We start from the raw sequence: 22059 nt of genomic DNA, 5'->3' as shown, positions 1-22059 counted from the left end.
CCCCGCGCGCCCTATCCGTTCCACCCCGCGCCGAGCGTGCATCCCTGGCGAAAATCCGCCCGAAAAATCACAGGGATTGCACGCTCGGCGCTCTCTTGAGCGAGAAAATTGACACCGCCTTGCCAAGGCCGAAGAGCGCTTACTAGGATGTCCAAGCATCTAGCGCAACCAGCATTTCTTGCCGAAGGGCACGCTCATGACCACACAAATTCCACACTTCATCGACGGACGCCGTAGCAATCTCGCATCGACCCGCACCGCTGACGTGATGAACCCGAATACCGGCCAGGTGCAGGCGCAGGTATTGATGGCCACCAGGGCCGACGTCGACACCGCGGTGTCCTCGGCGGTTGAGGCTCAGAAGGAGTGGGCTGCCTGGAACCCGCAGCGCCGGGCCCGTGTGCTGATGAAATTCATCGAACGGGTCAACGCCAATGTCGATGAGCTGGCCGAGCTCCTGTCGCTCGAGCACGGCAAGACTCTCGCCGACTCGAAGGGCGACATTCAGCGGGGCATCGAAGTCATCGAGTTCGCGATCGGCATTCCGCACCTGCTCAAGGGCGAGTTCACCGAGGGCGCCGGCCCCGGCATCGACGTCTACTCCCTGCGTCAGCCCCTCGGCGTGGTCGCAGGCATCACGCCGTTCAACTTCCCGGCGATGATCCCGCTGTGGAAGGCCGGACCGGCGCTGGCATGCGGCAACGCGTTCATCCTCAAGCCGTCCGAGCGAGACCCGTCGGTGCCGGTGCGGCTCGCCGAGTTGTTCCTCGAGGCCGGCCTGCCGCCGGGGGTGTTCCAGGTTGTGCAGGGCGACAAGGAAGCCGTCGACGCGATCCTCGAGCATCCCGACATCAAGGCCATCGGCTTCGTCGGCAGCTCCGACATAGCGCAGTACATCTACGCCAACGCCGCCGCGCACGGCAAGCGTTCGCAGTGCTTCGGCGGTGCGAAGAACCACATGATCGTGATGCCCGACGCCGACCTCGATCAGGCCGTCGACGCGTTGATCGGCGCCGGCTACGGCAGCGCGGGCGAGCGCTGCATGGCCGTCAGCGTCGCGGTGCCGGTCGGCGAGGAGACCGCAAACCGGTTGCGCGCCAGGCTCGTCGAGCGGGTCAACCAGCTGCGTGTCGGGCACAGCCTCGACCCGAAGGCCGACTACGGTCCGCTCGTCACCGAGGCTGCGCTTAACCGGGTGCGCGACTACATCGCCCAGGGCATCGAGGCGGGTGCCGAAGCGGTCGTCGACGGACGCGAACGCGCCAGCGACGAGTTGACGTTCGATGAGGCCGACCTTTCGAAGGGCTTCTTCATCGGCCCGACCCTGTTCGACCACGTCACCACCGACATGTCGATCTACACCGACGAGATCTTCGGCCCGGTGTTGTGCATGGTGCGCGCCAAGGACTACGAAGAAGCGCTGCGCCTGCCCACTGAGCACGAGTACGGCAACGGTGTCGCGATCTTCACCCGCGACGGCGATGCCGCACGCGATTTCGTCTCCCGCGTGCAGGTCGGCATGGTCGGGGTCAACGTTCCGATTCCGGTTCCGGTGGCATACCACACGTTCGGCGGCTGGAAGCGGTCCGGCTTCGGCGACCTCAACCAGCACGGCCCGCACTCGATCTTGTTCTACACCAAGACCAAGACGGTGACGGAGCGCTGGCCGTCCGGCATCAAGGACGGCGCCGAGTTCTCCATCCCGACGATGAAATAGAACCGGAAGCGACGTTTCGTGCAGTTCCTCGACCTCGACGACGACCAACGCGTGATCGCCGAGACGGCGGCCGCGTTCGCCGAAAAGCGCCTTGCCCCCAACGCTTTGGAGTGGGACAAGACGCATCACTTCCCGGTCGAGGAGCTGCGTGAAGCCGCCAAACTGGGGATGGCGGCGATCTACTGCGGCGAGGACGCCGGCGGCAGCGGCCTGCGCCGAGTCGATGCGGTCCGGATCTTCGAGCAGCTGGCCGCCGCCGACCCCACCGTCGCGGCCTTTTTGTCCATTCACAACATGTGCGCCTGGATGGTCGACACCTACGGCACCCGCGAGCAGCGCAAGACGTGGGTGCCGAAGCTGGCGACGATGGAGGCCATCGCCAGCTACTGCCTGACCGAGCCGGGCGCGGGATCCGACGCCAGCGCGTTGCGCACCAAGGCGGTTCGTGACGGCGACTTCTACGTGCTCGACGGCGTCAAACAGTTCATTTCTGGCGCCGGGGCCTCCGACGTCTACATCGTGATGGCCCGCACCGGCGGCGAAGGCCCGCGCGGTATTTCGGCGTTCATCGTCGAAAAGGGCACTCCTGGACTGAGTTTCGGCGCCAACGAGGAGAAGATGGGCTGGAACGCCCAGCCCACCGCCCAGGTCATCTTCGAGGGCGCACGGGTGCCCGCCGACGCGATGATCGGCGGCCCCGAGGGTGAGGGCACCGGGTTCTCCATCGCGATGAACGGGCTCAACGGCGGCCGGATCAACATCGCCGCATGCTCTCTCGGCGGCGCGCAGGCGGCATACGACAAGGCCGCAAGCTATCTGGCCGACCGGGAGGCCTTCGGCGGCGCCCTGCTCGACGAACCCACTATCCGGTTCAAGCTCGCCGATATGGCGACCGCATTGGAGACATCGCGAACTTTGTTGTGGCGGGCGGCCAAAGCTCTCGACGACGACCATCCCGACAAGGCCGAGTTGTGCGCGATGGCCAAACGCTACGTCACCGACGCCTGCTTCGATGTGGCCGACCAGGCCCTGCAGTTGCACGGCGGATACGGTTATCTCAACGAGTACGGCCTGGAGAAGATCGTCCGCGACCTGCGGGTGCATCGAATCCTCGAGGGAACCAACGAAATCATGCGCGTGGTCATCGGTCGGGCTGCCGCGGGTCGCGCCCGCAACTCAGCAGCAGCGGCCCGCGCCCGCGCCTCATAACCAGGAGGGTCAATGTCGACAATCGGGTTTCTGGGGTTGGGCAACATGGGCGGTCCGATGGCGGCCAACCTCGTCTCGGCCGGGCACACCGTGCATGGATTCGACCCGGTCGCGGACCTGAGGGCGGCGGCGGAAGCCAAGGGCGTCAAGGTCTTCGACTCGGGTGCGGCCGCGGTGGCCGACGCCGAGGTGGTGATCACGTCTCTGCCCAACGGCGCGATCGTCAAGGCCTGCTATGACGAGGTGCTGCCCGCCGCGAAGGCCGGCGCGCTGTTCGTCGACACGTCGACCATCTCGGTGGCCGACGCGCGCGACATTCACCAGCACGCCACCGAGCGCGGCTTGGCCCAACTCGACGCCCCGGTGTCCGGCGGCGTGAAGGGCGCCACCGCGGGCTCGCTGGCGTTCATGGTCGGCGGCGAGGACGAAGCCGTCTCACGCGCCCGCCCGGTGTTGGAACCGCTGGCCAGCAAGATCATTCACTGCGGCGGCTCCGGGAACGGCCAGGCCGCGAAGCTGTGCAACAACATGGTGTTGGCCGTCCAGCAGATCGCCATCGGCGAGGCCTTCGTGCTGGCCGAGAAGCTCGGCCTGTCCGCGCAGGCGCTGTTCGACGTGATCACCGGCGCGACCGGCAACTGCTGGGCCGTGCACACCAACTGCCCGGTGCCCGGCCCGGTGCCGACGTCGCCGGCGAACAACGCTTTCAAACCCGGCTTCGCGACGGCGCTGATGAACAAGGACCTCGGGCTGGCGATGGATGCGGTGAAATCGACGGGCTCGGCGGCGCCGCTGGGCAGCCACGCCGCCGAGATCTACGCGAAGTTCGCCGCCGACCACGCCGACAAGGACTTCAGCGCCGTCATCGAACTGCTGCGTGGCAGTTGAGCTTTCACTCCCCTGCTACAGCGACACGGTCTGAACGTCGCGGCCGAACTCGACCTGCTTGCCGTCATACTCGCCGGTGCAGGACGTCACCACCTCGTACGTGGTGAGCGGCAACGGCGCAGGCACCGAAAAACTTGCGGTCCCGTTGGGCGCGATGTCGAAATCCCTACTGGCGCCGGTCAACCCGGTAGTGCTGGTCGCCCGGTAGGTGCACTTGCCTCCGATACCCGCTTCGTTCTTGACGTTGACGGTCCAGAATCCGATTCCCCTGTCGAACGTCACCCGGATCGCGTTTGTCGGCGGCGGACACGTCTCACCGGCCGGGACCTCGGTCTTGGGACCGCCAGGCGGACACTTCACCGGCGGTGGCGGTGGGGCTGGCGCCTGCTGCTCGGGTGGCTTGGCGCCTCCACCCGGCGCGCCGGGACCCGACGGCGGCGTCGTCACCCCTGGCCTGCCGACAACGATGCCGACATAGTCTTCTTCGAACTCCTCGTAGCGCAGGAAGCTCACGCCGTACTCGGTCCAGTAGCAGTCGGTGATTGCAGGTCCCGCGCCCTTTCGATAAGCGTCGTTGACTGCGGCCGCCATCGGGTCACCCATGCCGACGAACGTCCTCACATCACCCCTGTAGGCCCCGATCATGGCGTCGACCTCATGCTGGGGAGCCGGGATCATCTGTGCCACGGCGAAGGCGATGTCCTGGAGTTTCGGGTTGTATTTCATCTCCTCACAACCTGCCGCGACTCGGTCTTTGGTGACCGTGCCCCTGATCTCGGCGAGAGGCTCGGCAGCGTTTGCCACTGGCGCCATGGTCAGCATCGATCCGACAAGACCCGCGATCACAGCACCACTACTGATTACAGATACCCCTGATCGTTTCACGAGAACTCCTCGGCATTCCCGCTGTTCAGTTGGATGTGCGCGGACCCACCGCGAGATGACGAAAGAAATACACAGCCGGGCGTGCGCACGCCAGCAAAGACGGCAAAAATGTGAGCTATTTCACACTTTCTGGATGGTAGATTGCTAGTCTCCAGACAGCAAAGGGACCGCCGACTCCAGAATCGGCGGGCGTGTGTGAGCAGGTCTGGGCGCGCTAGGCCGCGTGGGCCGGCTTGCGGGCGGCGGTCCAGCGGCGGTGCAGCCGTTGACAGTCGGTGATCCGCAGCGGTTCGTCGCCTGCATAGTCCGGCCGTACCGCCAGCGCGGCGGGAATCGACGGCGCGCCGTCTCCGGTGATGACCACGGTGGCCAGACCCGTGGAGGTCGCGGCCCGCAACCCCGAGGCCGACCCCGTGATGGCGAGTGCGTGCTCCGCGGGTATCCCTAACTCCCACAGTGCGGTTCGGAATGCTTCGGGATCCGGCATGGGTTTCTTGACATCGTCGGCGGTCACCACTGTCGCGACGACGCCGTCGCCGACCAGTTGTCGCACCAACGGCTCCGCCCAGCTTCGCTGGCCACCTGTGACGACTCCGACGTCGACGCCCGATGTGAAGGCGTCCATGACCAGGTCGATGAGACCAGGCCGCGGCGCAAGGTCGGCGTCGAGGATCATCTCGTCGAGCATCATCGACTTCGTCGTGTAGATGTCGTCGGCAAGCAGTTGCGTCAGCACGTCCGATTCGGTGGACACACCGCGCTTGCGCAGTTCCGCCGAGACGCGCGCCCGCTCATCGGTCAGCGCCAGCAGCTGCCGGTAGCGCGTCACCGACCATTGGAAACTCAGGCCGTGCGCGGCGAACGCGGCGTTGTAGGCCAGCCGATGGCCCTCGCACTCCACGTCGGCCAGCGCGTCGAGGTCGAAAATCAGCGCGCGGAGGGTGGACAGCCCCGTCCCGGCCGGCGACGAGCAGTCCCACCAGAATCGACCGGCACGCCATGTCTTCTGCTGCGTCACAGGCATGCCAGAAGTGTGGACGACGGTTTGCGCCCGTAGCCTCCCCCATTCGGGGGATTGGCCAGGCCAAGTTGCGGAACCCCGCCGTCGCCCGGTTCTAAGGTGGTTGCCATGGCGTCCGACTCGCCGACCTCCCGACCAGTACGAATCGTCCTCGTCGATGACCACGAGATGGTCATCGAGGGACTCAAGGCGATGCTGGCTGCCTTCTCCGATCGGGTGGAGGTCGTCGGTCAGGCGGTCGGTGCCGAGAAGGCGCTGAGCGTGGTCGACGAACTCGACCCCGACATCGTGCTGACCGATGTCCGCATGCAGGGTTCCAGCGGCCTTGACCTGTGCCAGGAACTGCGCGAGCGCCGACCGGACCGCAAGGTCGTGATGCTGTCGGTCTACGACGACGAGCAGTACCTGTTCCAGGCGCTGCGCGTCGGCGCATCCGGCTACCTGCTGAAGAGCATCAACAGCGACGACCTGGTGCGCCAGTTGGAGTTCGTGCACGGCGGCGCGACCGCGATCGACCCCGGCATGGCGGCCAGGGCCGCAGACACCGCCGCGCGGATGCAGCGCGACGAATTCTGGCCGGGGGCGCGGCACGGGCTCACGCAGCGCGAGAGCGAGATCCTCTCCCTTGTCGTCAACGGCCTGTCCAATCGGGGGATCGCCAACAAGCTGGTGATCGGCGACGAGACGGTGAAGACCCATCTGCGTTCGATCTACCGCAAGCTGGGCGTCAACGACCGCACCGGCGCGGTCGCCACCGCGCTGCGGGAGGGGATCTTCCAGTGACGAACGCAGGAACCAACGCCGGCCCGGCGCGCCCCAACGCGGTTCGCGATCTCGTCGACGCCGACCGCGAGCTCGCGCTGCTTCGGGAGTTGATCCAGGCCGCCTCCAGCGGGCCCGGGGTGGAACCGCTGGCCGCCGCCGCGGCACGGATGATCACCGCCGCCACCGGCACCGACGTGTGCTTCGTGCACGTGCTCGACGACAGTGACCGGTCGCTGACGCTGGCCGGGGCGACCCCGCCGTTCGACAGTCAGGTCGGCAAGATCCGGCTGCCGCTGGGGTCGGGCATCTCCGGCTGGGTGGCCAGTCACCGCGAACCGGTCGTCATCAGCCACGACAAGGAGTCCGATCCGCGCTACATGCCGTTTCAGTCGCTGCGCGGATCCGATTTCACGTCGATGGTCTCGGTGCCGATGGAAACCGATCCCGGTGGCCTGGTCGGGGTGCTCAACGTGCACACCGTCGAGCGACGCGAGTTCACCGAGGGCGACGTCGAACTGCTGCTGGTCATCGGGCAGCTCATCGCGGGCGCCTTACATCAGGCGCGGCTGCACCGCCAGCTGGTGGCCCGCGAACGCGCGCACGAGAACTTCGTCGAGCAGGTCATCGAGGCCCAGGAACTGGAGCGCCGCCGGCTGGCCAGCGACATTCACGACGGCATCTCTCAGCGGCTGATCACGCTGTCCTACCGGCTGGACGCGGCAGCGCGCGCGGCGATCACCGACCCCGAGGCGATGACCGAACAGCTCAGCACCGCAAGGGAATTGGTCGATCTGACGCTGCAGGAGGCGCGAGCGGCGATCAGCGGGTTGCGCCCGCCGGTGCTCGACGACCTCGGGCTGGCCGGCGGGTTGGCCAGCCTGGCCCGGTCGATCGGGCAGATCGACGTCCATGTCGAACTCGCCGAAACGCGGCTGCCGGACCACATCGAGCTTGCGCTGTATCGCATCGCGCAGGAGTGCCTGCAGAACGTCGTCAAGCACGCGCAGGCGTCGACGGCCCGGCTGACGTTCGCGGTGGACAAGGGTGACAACGGGGAGACGGCCCGGCTCGAAATCGTCGACGACGGAGTGGGATTCGACACCTTCGAGCATCCGCTCGGCGGCGACGACATGGGCGGTTACGGGCTGCTGTCGATGGCCGAACGCGCCGACATCGTCGGCGGACGGCTCAACATCCGATCACGCCCCGGCGCGGGTACCGCCGTGACGGCGACGATCCCGCTGCCGAACGTGGCCGACTAGCCGTTTGTTTGGCCGCGCCACATGCGGGCACTGCATGTGCAGGAGGTACACATGCCATCACTTGCCCACCAGAGCATCGATCAACTCGGTGGTCCGCACAGCGTGCTGACCCGCCAGAAACGTGACCATGTCGAATTGGACCGGCTGATCCAGGAGGTGGACTCGTCGCACGGTCACGTCCGCCAGGAGAACCTCACGCGGCTGTGTCGGCTGGTCTTCCCGCACGCCTTCGCCGAGGAGTCCGTGTTGTGGCCCGCGATTCGGCGGTGGGTGCCCGACGGCGAGCAGTTGACGCTGGAGATCGAGCAGGAGCACCAGGAGATCAACGAACTGTTCACCGAGTTGGAGAAGACCGGGCCCGACAGCGACCGCCACCGCGAACTGTGGCAGCGCATCGTGACACTGCTGCGTGAGGACGTGCGCGACGAAGAGGACCGGCTGCTGCCGATGCTGCAGGAGACGGTCCCGCCGAAGACACTGGTTCAGCTGGGCTGGGCGTGGGAGGCCGTGCGGCGAACCGCGCCGACCCGGCCGCATCCCGTGGTGGCCCGGCGGCCTCCCGGCAATGTCGCCGCCGCCGCGCCGCTGACCGGCTGGACCGCGCCCGCGACGGCCTCGATCGCATGCATCGCCGGTCGACGGGCGCCGTCAGCGGGGCGAGCAGGTCGATGAGCGCCGCCCTTGCCCGCGTCGCCGGGGCCATCGAACACCTTCCGCCGCTGAGGCGCGGCGAAGATTCGAGCACCCGCACCGGCGGCGCGTCATCGACGACGTGACCTCAGAAGTCGCCCGCGCTGCGGCGCAGCGTCTCGATCGACTTCGCCAGTGCCCGTGACTCCTCGTCGGAGATCCCGATGTCGGCGAAGACCTCCTTGTTCAGCGTCACCGTCGCATCCTCGACCGTCGATCGGCCGAGGTCGGTGATCTGCACCAGCGTCGTGCGCCCGTCGGTGGGATGCGGCATCCGCTTCACCAGTCCGGCGGCCTCCAGCCGCCGGATCGCGTGGGTGACGCTGGTGACGTGCACCTGCAACCGGTCCGATGCCTTGGTGATCGGCAGCGCCCCGTTGCGGCTGAACGCCAGCAGCCGCAGCAGCTCATACCGTGCGAAGCTGAGGTCGTAGGGGCGCAGCGCGTTCTCGACGCGGGCCAGCAGGATCTGGTGTGCCCGCATCACCGAGGTGACCGCCACCATTCCGTCGGCGACGTCACCCCACCCGGCACGCTCCCAGTTCTCGCGCGCCAGCTCGATCGGATCTCGCTTACGCGCCTCCCCCGGCGGTTCTGAGGCCACGCCTCTTCATACCGCAGGCGGGCGCCGAGAACACAGCATTCAGCGCGTGGCGATCGGCGCCAATGCCCGCAGCACCGCCCGGGTGGACTGGCGATTCCCGATAGTGATGCGCACCGCGCCGTTGGCGTAGTCGCGGATCTGCAGGCCGGTGTCTGCGAACAACTCGCGCCACGGGTGCCCGCCGTTGCCCGGCAGATACACGAAGTTGGCGTGTCCGTCGGTGCTGTACACCCCCATCGATCGCAGCCGCATCCGTAGATACCGCCGCTCCGATGCGATCATCCGGATCCGTTGCTGCAGTTGGCATTCCGCGTCGTATGAGGCGGCAACGGCAACCAGGCCGCTGGCGCCGACACCGAACGGAAGCTGCATCGTCCACAGCCGTCTGGCCAGTGCCGGTGCGCAGAAGCCGTATCCGATCCGCAGCCCGGCCAGGCCGTAGGCCTTCGAAAAGGTGCGCACCACCACCACATTGGGGAACCGCCGGACCAATTCCAGCGCGTCGAGCCGGTGCTCGGGAGCAAGGAATTCGACGTAAGCCTCGTCCAAGAGCACGACCGTGTCCTGCGGCACCCGCTGCAGGAAGCGCTCGATGTCGGCGGCCGGCTCGATGGTGCCGGTCGGGTTGTGCGGACGGCAGACCACCACGACCCGGGCCCGGCCTGCCGCCTCGGCCATGGCCTCCAGGTCGTGGTGGCCGTGCTCGTCGAGCGCCACCGTGACCGAGGTCAGGCGCGCCATCTGAGCGAAGATCGGGTACCCGTCGAACGTCGGCAACGTCATCACCATCCGGTCCCCCGGACTCGTCACCGCGCCGAGCACCTGCATGATGACCCCGGTCGCGCCGGAGCCGATCACCACCTGCTCGGTCTGCACGCCAAGGTGATCGGCGATCAGCGCGCGCAGTCGCTCAGGCAGAAATTCGGGATAGCGGTTGGCCGCGTCGACGCAATGGGCCAGCGCCGACCGCACACCCGGCAGCGGCGGAAACGGATTCTCGTTGAGCGACAACGCTAACGGGTTCACCGCATGGGGCAGCGCGGATACCACCTCGGTCAGGTGGTTGTGCGCGTGTGACGTCCTGGTGTTGCGTGCGCCCATCAGTCCCGCCCGCCCCATCGGATCGCGGCGGCCCCCGCGAAGTCGCCCGCGTGCGCGAACGCCGCCATGAGCGCGACGTCGCCGCTCTTGAGTTGGCCCTCGGAGATCGCCCGTTCGAGGTTGATCGGGATGCCCGCGGCGAAGAGGTTGCCGCACTCGTCGAAGGTGTCGCGGTGCCGTTCCTTGGGCAGTTCGAGGGCATCCCGCCAGTTGCGCAGAAACGCCCTGTTGGGTTGGTTGGTGACCAGCAGATCGAGATCCTTGGGCTTGATGCCGATCCGGTCGCACACCGCGTAGGACACCTCGGGCACCTGACGGTTGCCGCGGGCCAGCACCTTGGTGATCTTGCTCTCGGTGAATCCGATGCAGCCCTCGCCCGGTCCGGCCTGCCACCACTTGCGTTCCGGTTTGACGGCGATCGTCATGTCGCCGGCGTACTGACCATAGGTGCGGCATTCGATGTCGAGGATCGGCGACTTGTCCGACCGGACAACCAATCCCACCGCGGCGCCGTCACCGGGCACCGACGCCTGCGACTTGGTGCGAATGGTCTGCTGGTCGAAGATCGTGCCTGCAGCGTTCTGCGCGACGGCGATCAACGCCGTCTCCGCCTGCCCCGACTCGATCAGCATGCGGGCCACGTTCATGCCGAGCACGAACGCCGCGCAGCCCCCGTTGTGCAGATCGAGCACCCAATTCGGTTTCATGCCAAGCCGATGCGCCATGCCGCCGCCGCCGCCGTAGAACGGCATGTCGGGCAGTTGCACGTGGCTGATCAGCGCGTCGACGTTCTCGATGAACTCGTGGCCGTGGCGTTCGATCAGGCCCGCGGCCGCGCGCTCGACCATGTCGATGGCCGTTTCACCCTCGGCCACGTGATGGCGGAACTTAGGCGCCTTGAACATCACGTTCTCGCGCAGGTCGTCGGATTCGGCGTAGCCCGCGTAGTAGTCGGCGCTGACCGGATCGCCGGGCAGATACGTGGAGATGTCAAGCAAGCTCGTGGTCATTTTTGCTCCTCGCGTGCGCCGTGGTCATTTTTGCTCCTCGCGTGCGCGGTGGTCATTTTTGCTCCTCGCGTGCGCGGTGGTCATTTTTGGTCCTCAGTTCTAATGGGGTCTTCACTTCATCCAGTCCGGCGTGATCGGCAGGCCGTTGTGGTAGCGGTATTCGGCGATTGCCTTGAGGTTCTTCAGTTCCAGCAGATGGCCCGGACCGAACATCTCCCAGAAATCGCCGACCCACACCGGCCGCATCGGCGGTGCCGTCTCCGGATAGGGGTTCTCGTCGTAGAAGGGGTGATGGCAATTCGTCCACAGCACAACCGAACCCGGCTTGTTGAACACCAGCTGTGCGTCGACGACTCGCATCAGGTAGATCATCCACAGGTGCTTGCCCTGGTCCCACGCGCAGTGATAGTCGACCGTGCGGGCCTGCTTGTTGGCGACGGTGCGGGTGAAGATCGGGCTGCCCTTGTCGCCGCCGAGCTTGTCGAACGCCACCCACAGGCCCGGCTCCTCGGTGGGCGCGAACCCGCGCAGGCTGTACGTCCACTCCTCCAGGCAGCGGGTGTCGGCCATGTAGTCGAACAGCTCGTCCGGCGGACAGTCGATGTAATCGTTGACGGTGCAATAGGTTCCGAAGACCTCGTCATGCGGGTATACCGACCGCATCATGTTCATGATGATCGGTGTCGCCTTCTCTCGCGGCGACGTCTCGACACGGATCACCCCGTCGATCGGGTCGGCGGTTCCGCGGTGGGCGGTGATGTCATCAAGCGCGGGTAGCGACATGGGAACTGTTCTCCTCTGCGATATCGGTGTTCTTCACGGCCGCCTTGCCGAGAAAAGCTGCGAACGGGGGTATTTCGTCGGCCGAGCACTCGACGCTGACGACCGAGGGACCGTCCACCTCGAGAGCGGCCCGCAGCGCGGCCGGTAGCTCGTCGATGGTGCCCACGTCGACGGAGGCCAGGCCCGGGAACATCGTCGCCAGGCCTGCACCCAACCGGCTCGCCCCGAAGCGGTTGTAGCTGTAGTGATCGCCGTAGAACAGTTGCTCACGTGTCACGCACATCGCGTGCGCGTGGTTGTCGAACAGCAGGAACGTCACCGGCAGGCGGTATTGCAGCGCGGTGTGAATTTCCATGCCGTGCATGAAGAACGAGCCGTCACCGGCGATGACGACGGTCCGGCGCTTGCGGCTGAACGCAACACCGAGGCCCGCGCCGAAGCTGTAGCCCATGCCGCCCATCCCGAGCGCGACGATGAATCGTCCGTCTCGGCGGCCGGGCAGGTAGTGGATCGCCGAGGCCCCGATGTTGCCCGCGTCCACCACGATGTCGACACCAGCGGGCAGCACCGCATCGAGCTGGGCCATCGCCGCGCGGTAGCGTACACCCAGCCCGTCGTGCGGTGGCGGCGCCAGCTCGGTTCTGGGCACCTCGTCGGGCACCCGCACACCGGTCGGCCTGCCCTCACCGTTGAGTGCCTGCGTCAGAAGCCGAAGCGACCCGCGAAGGTCCTCGGTGTGGACGTGGGTGGTCGTCACAAACGGCGTCGCGGAACCGATCGAGTAGGTGGGCACCGACGCCAGCACGTCGTCGAGTCCGGCGCGGGCGGTGACGTTCAAGCGCGTGCCGACCAGAAGACACAACGCGCTGTCCGCGATGGCCTCGGCCACCCCCGGATGGCCCATCACGCCGGTGACGCCGAGCGCCGAGGACAAGCCGAGTCCCGGTGTGCCGGCCACGTCCTTGGCGTCGGGAACGACGGCGACGCGGGCACGCAGCATCGACCGTAGCTGTGCCAACTCAGCGCGGGCGTCATCGCGGGCGACCTGCTCGCCTGCGATGATCGTCACCGGCCCGTCGGCGCGCCGCAACGCCCTGGTGATGATCTGTGGGTCGCCGAGCAGAGCGCCGAACCCGAAACAATCAAATCCGTTGGCGCCGTTGTGCAAACCGCGAGCCGGCATCTCGGCTTGCTGGATGTCCTTCGGCAGCAGGAGCACGGCGGGACCTCCGCGTCGAGCCGCGGCGATCGCCTCGGGCAGCGCGGTGACGATGTCCTCGGGTGAGGTCACCCGTCGGCAGAACACCGACACCGCGGAGAACAACGCCTGCCCATTCAATGCGCCGTTGCGACCGCTGGTGTCCTGGAACGCGCCGCGGCCGTCCAGCGCTGTCGGCGGCTGGCCGATCAGCGCCAGTACCGGCACTCGGCTGGCATACGATTCACCAAGTCCCGCAACGGTGTTCAAGCATCCACCGCCCGACGTCGCGGCTACGACACCGAGTCCGCCGCCGCTGCGGCTGTATCCGTCGGCCATGGTCGCAGCGGAGAACTCATGTTTGGCGAGGATCGCGGTGATGCCGTCACGGAAATACGCGGCGTCGTATAGGTCCTCGATGTTCGCACCGTCGACACCGAAGATGTACTCGACACCCGTGTCCGCTAGATAACCGACGATGTGATCGACAACTCTGCCGAACGTCCGACCCGTCTTGGTCATTGTTCACCTGCTTTCACACCTGCAGATGAGACGACCGACGAGTAACATCGGTTCAATTCGTGAGCGGACTCACAAATTGGTTTGAAGCAGGACAGCCTTCGTGTCGGTGTCGACGAGCTGGACTGCCTTGATCTGATCCTTTTGCATCGTGGTGTTACCGCTCGGCATCGCGGTGGCTCCGTTCACCCCGACCCAAGTGGCGATCTGACTCTGAGTTCCGTTGTCGCCCAACAGAACCATCGACAGATTCTGGGTGGTGGCCAGACCGCGGCTGGCGTAGTCGCCGTAGGTGCACACCATGTCGACCCTGGTCCCCCAGCCGAAACCGGTCAGCGTCACGGTGGCGTTGATCGGTGTCTGCGCCACCTTGCTCATCGTGACCGTCGACGCCATCGGCTCATCGCCGCCGCCGTTTCGCCCGCCGACGAACGGCCAGATGCCGACCACGACGGCGACCGCCAACACCGCCGCTGCCGCGGCGAACGTCATCATGCTGCGCCTGCGCGTTCGTCTGCGCCGCCACTCGACCTGCTGCAGCAACGACTCCAGCACCTCGGGTCGCAACGGCGGTTCGGCGGGCGGATCGTCGAGCGCTTGCACCTCCTCGAGGTCCAGCTGCCCCAACAGGGCCGGGATGCCGCTCAGTTCGGCGACGGCCGCACTGCACCGCGCGCAGGTGTCCATGTGCGCTTCGAATTCCCGCCGTTCGGCCCCCGACAGCGCGCCGAGGACGTACGCGGCGTCCCACAGTACGTACGGGTCCTCGCCGTGCACATGTTCGTCGCGTTCGTCGCGGCGCGCCGGGTGCGTCATCGAGTCACCCCCATCTCCTGCAACGAGAGGCGCAACGCTCGCACGGCGTAGTGCAACCTCGACTTCACGGTCCCTTCGGCGATCTCCAAGTCCGCGGCGATCTGCGCCGTGGTCCAACCCTGGTAGTACGAACGCTTGATCACCGCGCGGTGTTCGGGCGACAGCTGCGCCAGGGCGCCGCTCAACAACATGCGGTCCAACGCGGAATCCACCTCGTCTGGGACGGCGCGATCGAGGACCCGTTCGGGGTCCGCGGTTCCCGTCTCGCTGCGAAACCTGGCGCTGCGCCGTTCATCGATGATCAAATTCCTCGCGACAGTGAACAGCCAGGCTCGCGCCGACCGCTCGCTGTCGGTGACTTCGGGATGCTGCCAACCACGCAGCAACGTTTCCTGCACCACATCCTCTGCTCGTGCTGGGTCACCCGTAAGCCGCACGGCATAGCGCCATAACGCTGCGCCGTGCTCCTGGTAGAGCAAACGCATCAAGGCGGCTTCGGGATCGTCCATCCATACCTCCCCCGTTAATACGAGGCTGAGGCCGCTCAGGTTCAAAAAGTTTGCTCACCGAAGTGAGCGAGCCGCGGACGCTAGCGGGTGAGAATGCGGGGCCCATCTTCGGTGACAGCAACAGTGTGCTCCCAATGGGCGGCGCGCGACCCGTCAACGGTCACAACCGTCCACTCGTCTTCCAGCACCGCCGTCTTCGACGTGCCCAGCGTCAGCATCGGTTCAATGGCCAGCACCGAGCCGACGGCCAGGTACGGCCCCCGTCCCGGCTGGCCTTCGTTGGGCAGGAACGGATCCATGTGCATGCGCCTGCCGATGCCGTGCCCGCCGTAGCCTTCGACGATGCCGAACTTGCGGCCGTAGCGCTGCTCGGCGGCCCGGGTGCCGCGTTCGATGGCGTGCGAGACATCGGTGAGCCGGTTGCCGGGCACCATCGCGGCGATGCCCGCCTCCATCGACTCCTTGGTGGCCTGCGACAGCGCGTCGTCGACCGGGATGATCGCGCCGATCCCGAACGTGATGGCCGAGTCCCCGTGCCAGCCGTCGAGAACCGCACCGCAGTCGATCGACACGAGATCGCCGGCCGCGAGAGTCTCGGCGGCCGACGGGATGCCGTGCACGACGCGGTCGTTCACCGATGAGCAGATGCTCGCCGGGAACCCGTGATAGCCGAGGAATGACGGTGTGCCGCCGCCGTCGCGGATCACCGATTCGGCGATGCGGTCCAGATCCAGCGTGCTGACGCCGGGTGCGGCGGCTTCCCTGACGGCGCGCAGCGCCGAAGCGACCAGCGCGCCCGCGGCGGCCATGGCGTCGAGTTCGTCGGGTGTGCGCGGCTCCACGACTTTGCGGGTGCGCAGTCCGGGCAGTGTGATCATTGGCTACTTGCCGAGTGCGCGCAGCGCACGGGCGAAGACCTCGTCGAGGCTGCCGACGGCGTCGACGGTCTGCAAGTTGTTGCGGCGGTAGTACTCGAGCAGCGGCTTGGTCTCGTCGGCGTACACCTTCATCCGGTTGTGGATGACTTCCTCGGTGTCGTCGGCGCGCCCGCGAGCCTTGAGGCGCTTGAACAGCTCCTCCTCGCTGACCACGAACTCCAGCACGGCGTCGAGCTTGGTGTTGTGGTTCTTGAGCATCTCGTCGAGCGCCTCGGCCTGCTCCACCGAGCGGGGGTAGCCGTCGAGAATGAACCCGTCGGCGGCGTCGGGCTGCTCGATGCGGTCCTCGACCAGCTTGTTCGTCAGCTCCGAGGGCACCAGATCGCCGGCGTCCAGGTAGCGTTTGGCCTCCAGGCCCAATGGCGTGCCCGAGCTGATGTTCTGCCGGAACAGATCGCCGGTGGAGATCTGCGGGATGCCGAGCTTCTCGGACAGCCTTTGCGCCTGCGTGCCCTTGCCCGCCCCCGGCGGCCCGAGCAGTACGACTCTCACTTCAGGAACCCTTCGTAGTTGCGCTGCATCAGCTGGCTTTCGATCTGTTTGACCGTATCCAACCCGACGCCAACCATAATGAGAACCGCCGTACCTCCGAACGGCAAGTTCTGAACACCGCCGGTATTGCCGATTTCGAGGAACAGGTTCGGCAGGACGGCGATGACGCCCAGATAGATCGAGCCCGGCAGGGTGATGCGGTTCAACACGAACCGCAGGTAGTCGGCGGTCGGCTTACCGGGCCGGATCCCGGGGATGAAGCCGCCGTACTTCTTCATTTCGTCGGCCCGCTCATCGACGTTGAACTGCACCGACACGTAGAAGTACGTGAAGAACACGATCAGCCCGAAGTAGATCGCGATGTAGGACGGGCTGGCAGGGTTCGTCAGATAGGTTGCGACGAACCGGTCCCACCAGCTGTTTCCTGGGTTGGCCTTGCCGCTTTGGATCAGCTGGGTGATCAGGTGCGGAATGTAGATCAGCGACGAGGCGAAGATGACCGGGATGACGCCGGCCTGGTTCACCTTCAGCGGCAGATACGTCGAGGTGCCGCCGTACATCCTGCGGCCCACCATGCGCTTGGCGTACTGCACCGGGATGCGGCGCTGGCCCTGCTCGACGAACACCACGCCGATGATGATGACCAGCGCGGCGGCGCAGACCGCGGTGAACACGACGGGCCCGCGGCTGTCGAGGATGCTCTTGCCCTCTGACGGGATGCGGGCGGCGATGCTGGCGAAGATCAGCAGCGACATGCCGTTGCCGATGCCGCGCTCCTGGATCAGCTCGCCCATCCACATCACCAGGGCGGCGCCGGCGGTCATCACGATGACCATCACGGCCAGGGAGAAGACCGAGGTGTCCTGGATGATGTCGAGCTGGCAGTTGGGCAGCAGGCCGTTGTTGGCGGCCAGCGCCACGATGCTGGTGGCCTGCAGCAGGGCCAGCGCGATGGACAGGTAGCGGGTGTACTGGGTGAGCTTGGCCTGGCCGGCCTGGCCCTCCTTGCGCAGCTCCTCGAAGCGCGGGATGACCACGCCGAGCAGCTGCACGATGATGCTCGCGGTGATGTAGGGCATGATGCCGATCGCGAACACCGCCAGCTGCAGCAGCGCGCCGCCGGAGAACAGGTTGATCAGCGAGTAGATCTGCGCCGAGTCGCCACCGCTGAGGTCGGCGATGCACCGCTGGACATTCGGGTAGTTCACGCCGGGCGACGGGATCGAGGCGCCGACCCGGTAGAGGATCAGGATGCCGAGGGTGAACAGGATCTTTCGTCGCAGGTCGACTGTCCGCAGCGATGAGATGAAAGCCGAGAGCACTCTTCCTCCTGCGCAGCCGGGCTCTAATCGCGGCGTGCCGAATGGGCTGGTTGTCTGCCAGCGTTGGTTAAGTCATGTATGCCGAGCCCACACAGGCGCCCAGCCTGCGGAGTCACGCAGTCTCCGAGAGTAACAGTTTGTTGCTGTCAATCCCGCATCCGCGGTGGCAGCAGGTACGGCAGCAGGTGAGGTTAAGCGGCTTTTCAGGGTCCTTTCCAGGAACAGAGCGTACAGTCACGATCGCTCGTTACATGGGCTAAGTAAATTGGTGGATACCTTATCGACAGGGGTTCTTGATGGCGCGAACAGACGACGACACGTGGGATCTGGCCTCCAGCGTGGGCGCGACGGCCACGATGGTGGCTGCTGCCCGCGCCATGGTGACGCGGATCGATGGTGCCCTGATCAGCGACCCGTACGCCGAGCCGCTGGTGCGGGCCGTCGGCGTCGACGTGTTCACCCGCTTGGCGACCGGTGAGCTGGAGCCCTCGGCGTTGGACGTCGACGGCGACGAGAACACCGGCATGGGCCGGATGGTCGACAACATGGCGGTGCGCACCAAATTCTTCGATGACTTCTTCACCGAGGCGACGGCCGCGGGCATCCGCCAGGTCGTGATCCTGGCGTCGGGCCTGGATTCGCGGGCCTACCGGTTGCCGTGGCCGGCGGGCACCGTCGTCTACGAGGTCGACCAGCCGGATGTCATCACGTTCAAGACCAAGGCGCTCGCCGAGATCGGCGCCGAACCCAAAGCCGACCGCAGGGCCGTGGCGATCGACCTGCGCTTCGACTGGCCCGAAGCGTTGAGAAAGGCCGGCTTCGATCCCGAGCGGCCCACGGCGTGGAGCGCCGAGGGGCTGCTCGGCTACCTGCCGGCCGAGGCGCAGGACCGGCTGCTGGACACCATCACCGCGCTGTCCGCGCCGGGCAGCAGGCTGGCCACCGAGAGCGCGCCGCCCTTCGACCAGAAGGACATCGACGAGGCGATGGAGCGCATGCAGGCGGCCGCCGAGCGGTGGCGCGAGCACGGCTACGAGCTTGACTGGACCGACCTGGTCTACCTCGGCGACCGCAATGAGCCCGCCGCCTATCTGAATGAGCGCGGCTGGCGGATGGACGGCAACACGGTCAACGAGTTGTTGACCGCCAACGGGTATCCGCCGTTCCCCGACGGCGAGCCGTTCGCCGGGCTGCGCTACGTCAGCGGCGGCTTCGACGGCCGCGTTCAGGACGCGAAGTGACGCGGGCCGACGCTGACAGCTGGGACGTCGCATCCAGCGTCGGGGCCACCGCGACGATGGTCGCCGCGGCGCGGGCGCTCGCCAGCAAAGAGCCCGACGCGATCATCGACGACCCGTTCGCCGAACCTCTGGTGCGCGCGGTCGGACTCGATTTCTTCGTCCGGTTGATCGACGGCGACCCCGTCCTGTCCGACGACGAGGGCAGGGCCGCGAGCCGGCTGCTCACCGATGTGATGGCGGTGCGCACCCGCTTCTTCGACGACTTCTTCATCGACGCGGCGAAGGCCGGGATACGGCAGGCGGTGATCTTGGCCGCCGGTCTCGACGCGCGCGCCTACCGGCTGAACTGGCCCGCGGGCACCGTCGTCTACGAGATCGACCAGCCCAGGGTGATCGAGTTCAAGAACGAGACGATGGCGTCGATCGGCGCGGAGCCGACGGCACAGCGTCGCGCGGTGAGCATCGATTTGCGCGATGACTGGCCGGCGGAGTTGCGCCGCAACGGTTTTGACGATACGAAACCCACCGCGTGGTCGGCCGAGGGGCTGCTGGTGTACCTGCCGCCCGATGCGCAGGATCGCCTCTTCGACGACATCGCGACGCTGTCGGCGCCGGGCAGCAGGCTGGCCACCGAATTCCACCCTGACGCGGGCGCCAGCATCGGCCAACGCGCAGAACAGTTTCGGCAGTGCTGGCGAAAGCACGGCTTCGACCTGAACTTCGCCGACCTGTTCTATCCGGGTGAGCGCAATCCCGTCGTCGAGTACCTCACCGAACACGGCTGGCAGGTCACCGCCCGCGACCGGCCCGAGATGTTCGTCGAGTACGGGCGGCACTTTCCCGACAGCGAAGACCTCGCACCGATGCGAGGATCGTTGGCTGTCACCGCAATTCGACAGTAGGCAGACGAATGACGAGAACAGACAACGACACCTGGGACCTTGCATCCAGCGTGGGCGCGACGGCCACCGCGGTCGCGGCGTCCCGCGCGATCGCATCGAAGGGGCCCGATGCACTGCTGGACGACCCGTACGCCGAACCACTCGTCCGCGCGGTGGGCGTCGAGTCGTTCATCAAGATCGTCGACGGTGAAATGCTGATCGACGACCCGGTGATGAACCGCAAGGCGATGAGCGAGCAGATCGCGGTCAGGACAAGGTTTTACGACGACTTCTTCACCGCCGCCACCGACGCGGGCATCCGTCAGGCGGTCATTCTGGCGGCGGGTTTGGACACCCGCGCCTATCGACTTCCGTGGCCGGCGGGCACCGTGGTGTTCGAGGTCGATCAGCCTGCGGTCATCGAATTCAAGACGACGACGCTTGAGCGCCTCGGCGCGGTGCCGAGCGCGATTCGCAAGACGGTGGCCGTCGACCTGCGCGACGACTGGCCTACCGCGTTGCGCGACACCGGTTTTCGCGCCGATCAACCGACCGCCTGGATCGCGGAAGGGTTGTTGCCGTATCTGCCGCCGGACGCGCAGGATCGGTTGTTCGACCACATCACCGCGCTGTCGGCGCCGGGCAGCAGGCTGGCCACCGAGCACATGGACCTCGCGTCGGCCCCCGATGACTGGGCGCAGCGGCTGGACGAACGGTCGAAGCGGGCAGGCACGGACCTCAAGCTGTCGGAGTTGTTCTTCGCCGGCGAGCGCAATTCCGCCCGCGATCACCTGGCCGCACAAGGATGGCACGTGAGCATCTTGCTCTCCGGGCAGGCGTACGCAGCCAACGGTTTCGAGTTGCCCGATGACGAGATCACTAGGATCTTCGGTGACTCCGGATATCTGACGGCAACCCTGCGAGGAGAATGATGGCCCGCACCGACAACGACACCTGGGACCTGGCGTCCAGCGTGGGCAGCACCGCCACCATGGTGGCCTCGCAGCGTGTGCTGGCCCACCGCGAGGGTCTGATCGACGATCCGTTCGCCGAGCCGCTGGTGCGCGCCGTCGGGGTCGACTTCTTCATCAAGGCGCTCGACGGCGAGGTGAATCTCGAAGAGTTGGACCCGGTGTTCAACCTCCGGCGGGCGGCCGAAGGAATGGCGGTGCGTACGCGCCACTTCGACAAGCTGTTCACCGCCGCCGCCGCAGCGGGGGTGCGCCAAGCCGTCATCCTGGCGGCCGGACTGGACGCCCGGGCATATCGTCTGCCGTGGCCGTGCGGGACGGTGGTGTACGAGGTCGACCAGCCCGCGGTGATCGACTTCAAGTCGAAGACGCTTGCCGACTTGGGCGCGCAGCCCACCGCGGACCGGCGTACGGTCGCCGTGGACCTTCGCGACGACTGGCCGAAGGCGTTGCGGGAGGCCGGTTTCGACGCCGGCCAACCGACCGCGTGGATCGCAGAAGGGCTGCTGATCTACCTGCCGGCCGAGGCGCAGGATCTGCTGTTCGACCGGATCACCGAGCTCAGCGCGTCAGGCAGCCGGGTGGCCACCGAGCACATTCCGGACGTGTCGATGTTCGCCGACGAACGCTCCAGGCAGATCACCGACCGGCTCAAGACGTACGGCCATGACATCGATATGGGCGAGTTGATCTACCACGACAAGCGCCATGACGTGGTCGACTACCTGACCGGACACGGCTGGGACGTGTCGGCGCAGAAGATGCCGGATGCCTACGCCGCCAACGGTTTCGTGTTCCCCGAGGACGAGACGATCGGCATGTTCGCCGAGATGAGCTACGTCGCCGCGGTCAAGCAGTAACTTTTGTGCGCGGGCTTTCCTTGCGCTGACTTCTCTCGCGCTGGCTTCACTCGCGCTGGCTTCACTCGCGCTGACTTCTTTTGCGCGAGCAGACGCTAATGCCCGCAAAAGCCCAGGCGATTTCAGGCAGTGGATGCAACAGCGGGTGGTTTTGGCGGGTTTGAGAGTAGCTCGTCGAGGACTTCAGCGGGTTTCTTCCAGCCGAGGGTTTTGCGGGGTCGGGTGTTGAGTTGGGCGGCAACGTAGTCGAGGTAGTCGGCCGGGAACACTGATAGGTCGGTGCCTTTAGCAAAGTATTGGCGCAGCAGCCCGTTGGTGTTCTCGTTACTGCCGCGTTGCCATGGCGAGTGCGGATCGCAGAAGTAGATATCGAGCTC

At 66.4% G+C, this 22059-nt stretch carries 23 protein-coding genes; 10 read left to right on the top strand and 13 right to left on the bottom strand.

The genetic code is table 11. The features are described 5' to 3' along the window. Positions 1 to 196 precede the first annotated feature (196 nt). The 3 genes from CQY20_RS18390 to mmsB are packed head-to-tail and all read left to right on the top strand — an operon-like array spanning position 197 to position 3814. Positions 197 to 1717 carry a CoA-acylating methylmalonate-semialdehyde dehydrogenase gene (locus tag CQY20_RS18390; protein ID WP_097941526.1) on the top strand — a complete coding sequence of 507 codons (1521 nt, stop codon included), beginning with the start codon at positions 197 to 199 and terminating at the stop codon, positions 1715 to 1717. Between the two features lie 18 nt (positions 1718 to 1735). Then, positions 1736 to 2926: an acyl-CoA dehydrogenase family protein gene (locus CQY20_RS18385; RefSeq protein WP_097941525.1), complete on the top strand. Its 1191-nt coding sequence runs from the start codon at positions 1736 to 1738 to the stop codon at positions 2924 to 2926. Positions 2927 to 2938: 12 nt separating this feature from the next. Next, positions 2939 to 3814 (top strand): 3-hydroxyisobutyrate dehydrogenase, encoded by an 876-nt coding sequence (mmsB, locus tag CQY20_RS18380; protein ID WP_097941524.1) that lies wholly within the window; start codon positions 2939 to 2941, stop codon positions 3812 to 3814. Between the two features lie 15 nt (positions 3815 to 3829). On the opposite strand, the gene CQY20_RS34885 is transcribed toward mmsB, so the two are convergent. After that, positions 3830 to 4618, bottom strand: a complete 789-nt coding sequence (locus tag CQY20_RS34885) for a hypothetical protein (RefSeq protein WP_163700831.1) — start codon at positions 4616 to 4618, stop codon at positions 3830 to 3832. Between the two features lie 295 nt (positions 4619 to 4913). Then, positions 4914 to 5723, bottom strand: coding sequence for an HAD-IA family hydrolase (locus tag CQY20_RS18370; RefSeq protein ID WP_097941522.1), 810 nt, complete (start codon positions 5721 to 5723; stop codon positions 4914 to 4916). 105 nt (positions 5724 to 5828) lie between these two features. Between CQY20_RS18370 and CQY20_RS18365 the strand changes: the two genes are divergently transcribed. The 3 genes from CQY20_RS18365 to CQY20_RS18355 are packed head-to-tail and all read left to right on the top strand — an operon-like array spanning position 5829 to position 8419. Continuing rightward, entirely contained in the window at positions 5829 to 6503 is a 675-nt protein-coding gene (locus tag CQY20_RS18365; RefSeq protein ID WP_097941521.1) for a response regulator, read from the top strand. Next, positions 6500 to 7747, top strand: coding sequence for a GAF domain-containing sensor histidine kinase (locus CQY20_RS18360; RefSeq protein ID WP_097941520.1), 1248 nt, complete (start codon positions 6500 to 6502; stop codon positions 7745 to 7747). The genes CQY20_RS18365 and CQY20_RS18360 overlap by 4 nt, the downstream gene beginning before the upstream one ends. A gap of 51 nt (positions 7748 to 7798) precedes the next feature. Then, on the top strand, positions 7799 to 8419 hold the full coding sequence (locus CQY20_RS18355) for a hemerythrin domain-containing protein (protein ID WP_234816303.1): 621 nt from the start codon (positions 7799 to 7801) through the stop codon (positions 8417 to 8419). Positions 8420 to 8525: 106 nt separating this feature from the next. Here CQY20_RS18355 and CQY20_RS18350 read toward each other — a convergent pair whose 3' ends face one another. From CQY20_RS18350 to secY, 10 genes are all read right to left on the bottom strand, one after another. Beyond that, on the bottom strand, positions 8526 to 9041 hold the full coding sequence (locus CQY20_RS18350) for a MarR family transcriptional regulator (protein WP_097941519.1): 516 nt from the start codon (positions 9039 to 9041) through the stop codon (positions 8526 to 8528). A gap of 39 nt (positions 9042 to 9080) precedes the next feature. Next, entirely contained in the window at positions 9081 to 10142 is a 1062-nt protein-coding gene (locus tag CQY20_RS18345; protein WP_097941563.1) for a pyridoxal phosphate-dependent aminotransferase, read from the bottom strand. Then, a complete protein-coding gene (locus tag CQY20_RS18340; protein ID WP_097941518.1) occupies positions 10142 to 11152 on the bottom strand; it encodes a 3-oxoacyl-ACP synthase III family protein in 1011 nt (336 codons plus the stop codon). The genes CQY20_RS18345 and CQY20_RS18340 overlap by 1 nt, the downstream gene beginning before the upstream one ends. Positions 11153 to 11263: 111 nt before the next feature. Next, positions 11264 to 11935 carry an SRPBCC family protein gene (locus CQY20_RS18335; protein ID WP_097941517.1) on the bottom strand — a complete coding sequence of 224 codons (672 nt, stop codon included), beginning with the start codon at positions 11933 to 11935 and terminating at the stop codon, positions 11264 to 11266. After that, on the bottom strand, positions 11916 to 13655 hold the full coding sequence (locus CQY20_RS18330; RefSeq protein ID WP_097941516.1) for a thiamine pyrophosphate-binding protein: 1740 nt from the start codon (positions 13653 to 13655) through the stop codon (positions 11916 to 11918). Before CQY20_RS18330 ends, CQY20_RS18335 begins: the two co-directional genes overlap by 20 nt. Positions 13656 to 13724: 69 nt before the next feature. Further along, positions 13725 to 14468: a zf-HC2 domain-containing protein gene (locus tag CQY20_RS18325; RefSeq protein ID WP_097941515.1), complete on the bottom strand. Its 744-nt coding sequence runs from the start codon at positions 14466 to 14468 to the stop codon at positions 13725 to 13727. Then, the gene (locus tag CQY20_RS18320) at positions 14465 to 14977 is read right to left on the bottom strand and encodes a sigma-70 family RNA polymerase sigma factor (protein ID WP_097941514.1); all 513 of its coding nucleotides are present in this window, start codon (positions 14975 to 14977) and stop codon (positions 14465 to 14467) included. The genes CQY20_RS18325 and CQY20_RS18320 overlap by 4 nt, the downstream gene beginning before the upstream one ends. A gap of 80 nt (positions 14978 to 15057) precedes the next feature. Then, positions 15058 to 15855 (bottom strand): type I methionyl aminopeptidase, encoded by a 798-nt coding sequence (map, locus tag CQY20_RS18315; RefSeq protein WP_097941513.1) that lies wholly within the window; start codon positions 15853 to 15855, stop codon positions 15058 to 15060. A gap of 3 nt (positions 15856 to 15858) precedes the next feature. Further along, positions 15859 to 16407, bottom strand: a complete 549-nt coding sequence (locus CQY20_RS18310; RefSeq protein ID WP_097941512.1) for an adenylate kinase — start codon at positions 16405 to 16407, stop codon at positions 15859 to 15861. Next, positions 16404 to 17729: a preprotein translocase subunit SecY gene (gene secY / locus CQY20_RS18305; protein WP_097941511.1), complete on the bottom strand. Its 1326-nt coding sequence runs from the start codon at positions 17727 to 17729 to the stop codon at positions 16404 to 16406. Before secY ends, CQY20_RS18310 begins: the two co-directional genes overlap by 4 nt. Positions 17730 to 18025: 296 nt before the next feature. Here secY and CQY20_RS18300 point away from each other — a divergent pair, with 296 nt between their 5' ends. Genes CQY20_RS18300 through CQY20_RS18285 form a run of 4 tightly spaced genes read left to right on the top strand, consistent with a single transcriptional unit; the run spans position 18026 to position 21682 of the window. Next, a complete protein-coding gene (locus CQY20_RS18300; RefSeq protein WP_097941510.1) occupies positions 18026 to 18970 on the top strand; it encodes a class I SAM-dependent methyltransferase in 945 nt (314 codons plus the stop codon). Next, entirely contained in the window at positions 18967 to 19872 is a 906-nt protein-coding gene (locus CQY20_RS18295; RefSeq protein ID WP_097941509.1) for a class I SAM-dependent methyltransferase, read from the top strand. Before CQY20_RS18300 ends, CQY20_RS18295 begins: the two co-directional genes overlap by 4 nt. Before the next feature lie 8 nt (positions 19873 to 19880). Continuing rightward, positions 19881 to 20783 carry an SAM-dependent methyltransferase gene (locus CQY20_RS18290; protein WP_097941508.1) on the top strand — a complete coding sequence of 301 codons (903 nt, stop codon included), beginning with the start codon at positions 19881 to 19883 and terminating at the stop codon, positions 20781 to 20783. Then, positions 20783 to 21682 carry a class I SAM-dependent methyltransferase gene (locus CQY20_RS18285; RefSeq protein WP_097941507.1) on the top strand — a complete coding sequence of 300 codons (900 nt, stop codon included), beginning with the start codon at positions 20783 to 20785 and terminating at the stop codon, positions 21680 to 21682. Before CQY20_RS18290 ends, CQY20_RS18285 begins: the two co-directional genes overlap by 1 nt. Positions 21683 to 21804: 122 nt before the next feature. On the opposite strand, the gene CQY20_RS18280 is transcribed toward CQY20_RS18285, so the two are convergent. Beyond that, a partial coding sequence (locus CQY20_RS18280) for an IS30 family transposase (RefSeq protein ID WP_109789712.1) occupies positions 21805 to 22059 on the bottom strand: 255 nt, incomplete at its 5' end.

The organism is Mycolicibacterium agri, assembly GCF_002553505.1.
Taxonomy (GTDB): Bacteria; Actinomycetota; Actinomycetes; order Mycobacteriales; family Mycobacteriaceae; genus Mycobacterium; species Mycobacterium agri.
The sequence above is the reverse complement of the archived record's forward strand: the minus strand, read 5'-3'. Positions and strand labels throughout refer to the sequence as shown.

Bases quoted from the DNA above. Each gene is read 5' to 3' on its own strand.
- CQY20_RS18390 (WP_097941526.1), top strand. From the start codon at position 197: ATGACCACACAAATTCCACACTTCATCGACGGACGCCGTAGCAATCTC.
- mmsB (WP_097941524.1), top strand. From the start codon at position 2,939: ATGTCGACAATCGGGTTTCTGGGGTTGGGCAACATGGGCGGTCCGATG.
- CQY20_RS18370 (WP_097941522.1), bottom strand. From the start codon at position 5,723: ATGCCTGTGACGCAGCAGAAGACATGGCGTGCCGGTCGATTCTGGTGG.
- CQY20_RS18365 (WP_097941521.1), top strand. From the start codon at position 5,829: ATGGCGTCCGACTCGCCGACCTCCCGACCAGTACGAATCGTCCTCGTC.
- CQY20_RS18355 (WP_234816303.1), top strand. From the start codon at position 7,799: ATGCCATCACTTGCCCACCAGAGCATCGATCAACTCGGTGGTCCGCAC.
- CQY20_RS18345 (WP_097941563.1), bottom strand. From the start codon at position 10,142: ATGGGCGCACGCAACACCAGGACGTCACACGCGCACAACCACCTGACC.
- CQY20_RS18340 (WP_097941518.1), bottom strand. From the start codon at position 11,152: ATGACCACGAGCTTGCTTGACATCTCCACGTATCTGCCCGGCGATCCG.
- CQY20_RS18335 (WP_097941517.1), bottom strand. From the start codon at position 11,935: ATGTCGCTACCCGCGCTTGATGACATCACCGCCCACCGCGGAACCGCC.
- CQY20_RS18330 (WP_097941516.1), bottom strand. From the start codon at position 13,655: ATGACCAAGACGGGTCGGACGTTCGGCAGAGTTGTCGATCACATCGTC.
- CQY20_RS18325 (WP_097941515.1), bottom strand. From the start codon at position 14,468: ATGACGCACCCGGCGCGCCGCGACGAACGCGACGAACATGTGCACGGC.
- CQY20_RS18320 (WP_097941514.1), bottom strand. From the start codon at position 14,977: ATGGACGATCCCGAAGCCGCCTTGATGCGTTTGCTCTACCAGGAGCAC.
- map (WP_097941513.1), bottom strand. From the start codon at position 15,855: ATGATCACACTGCCCGGACTGCGCACCCGCAAAGTCGTGGAGCCGCGC.
- CQY20_RS18300 (WP_097941510.1), top strand. From the start codon at position 18,026: ATGGCGCGAACAGACGACGACACGTGGGATCTGGCCTCCAGCGTGGGC.
- CQY20_RS18290 (WP_097941508.1), top strand. From the start codon at position 19,881: ATGACGAGAACAGACAACGACACCTGGGACCTTGCATCCAGCGTGGGC.
- CQY20_RS18285 (WP_097941507.1), top strand. From the start codon at position 20,783: ATGGCCCGCACCGACAACGACACCTGGGACCTGGCGTCCAGCGTGGGC.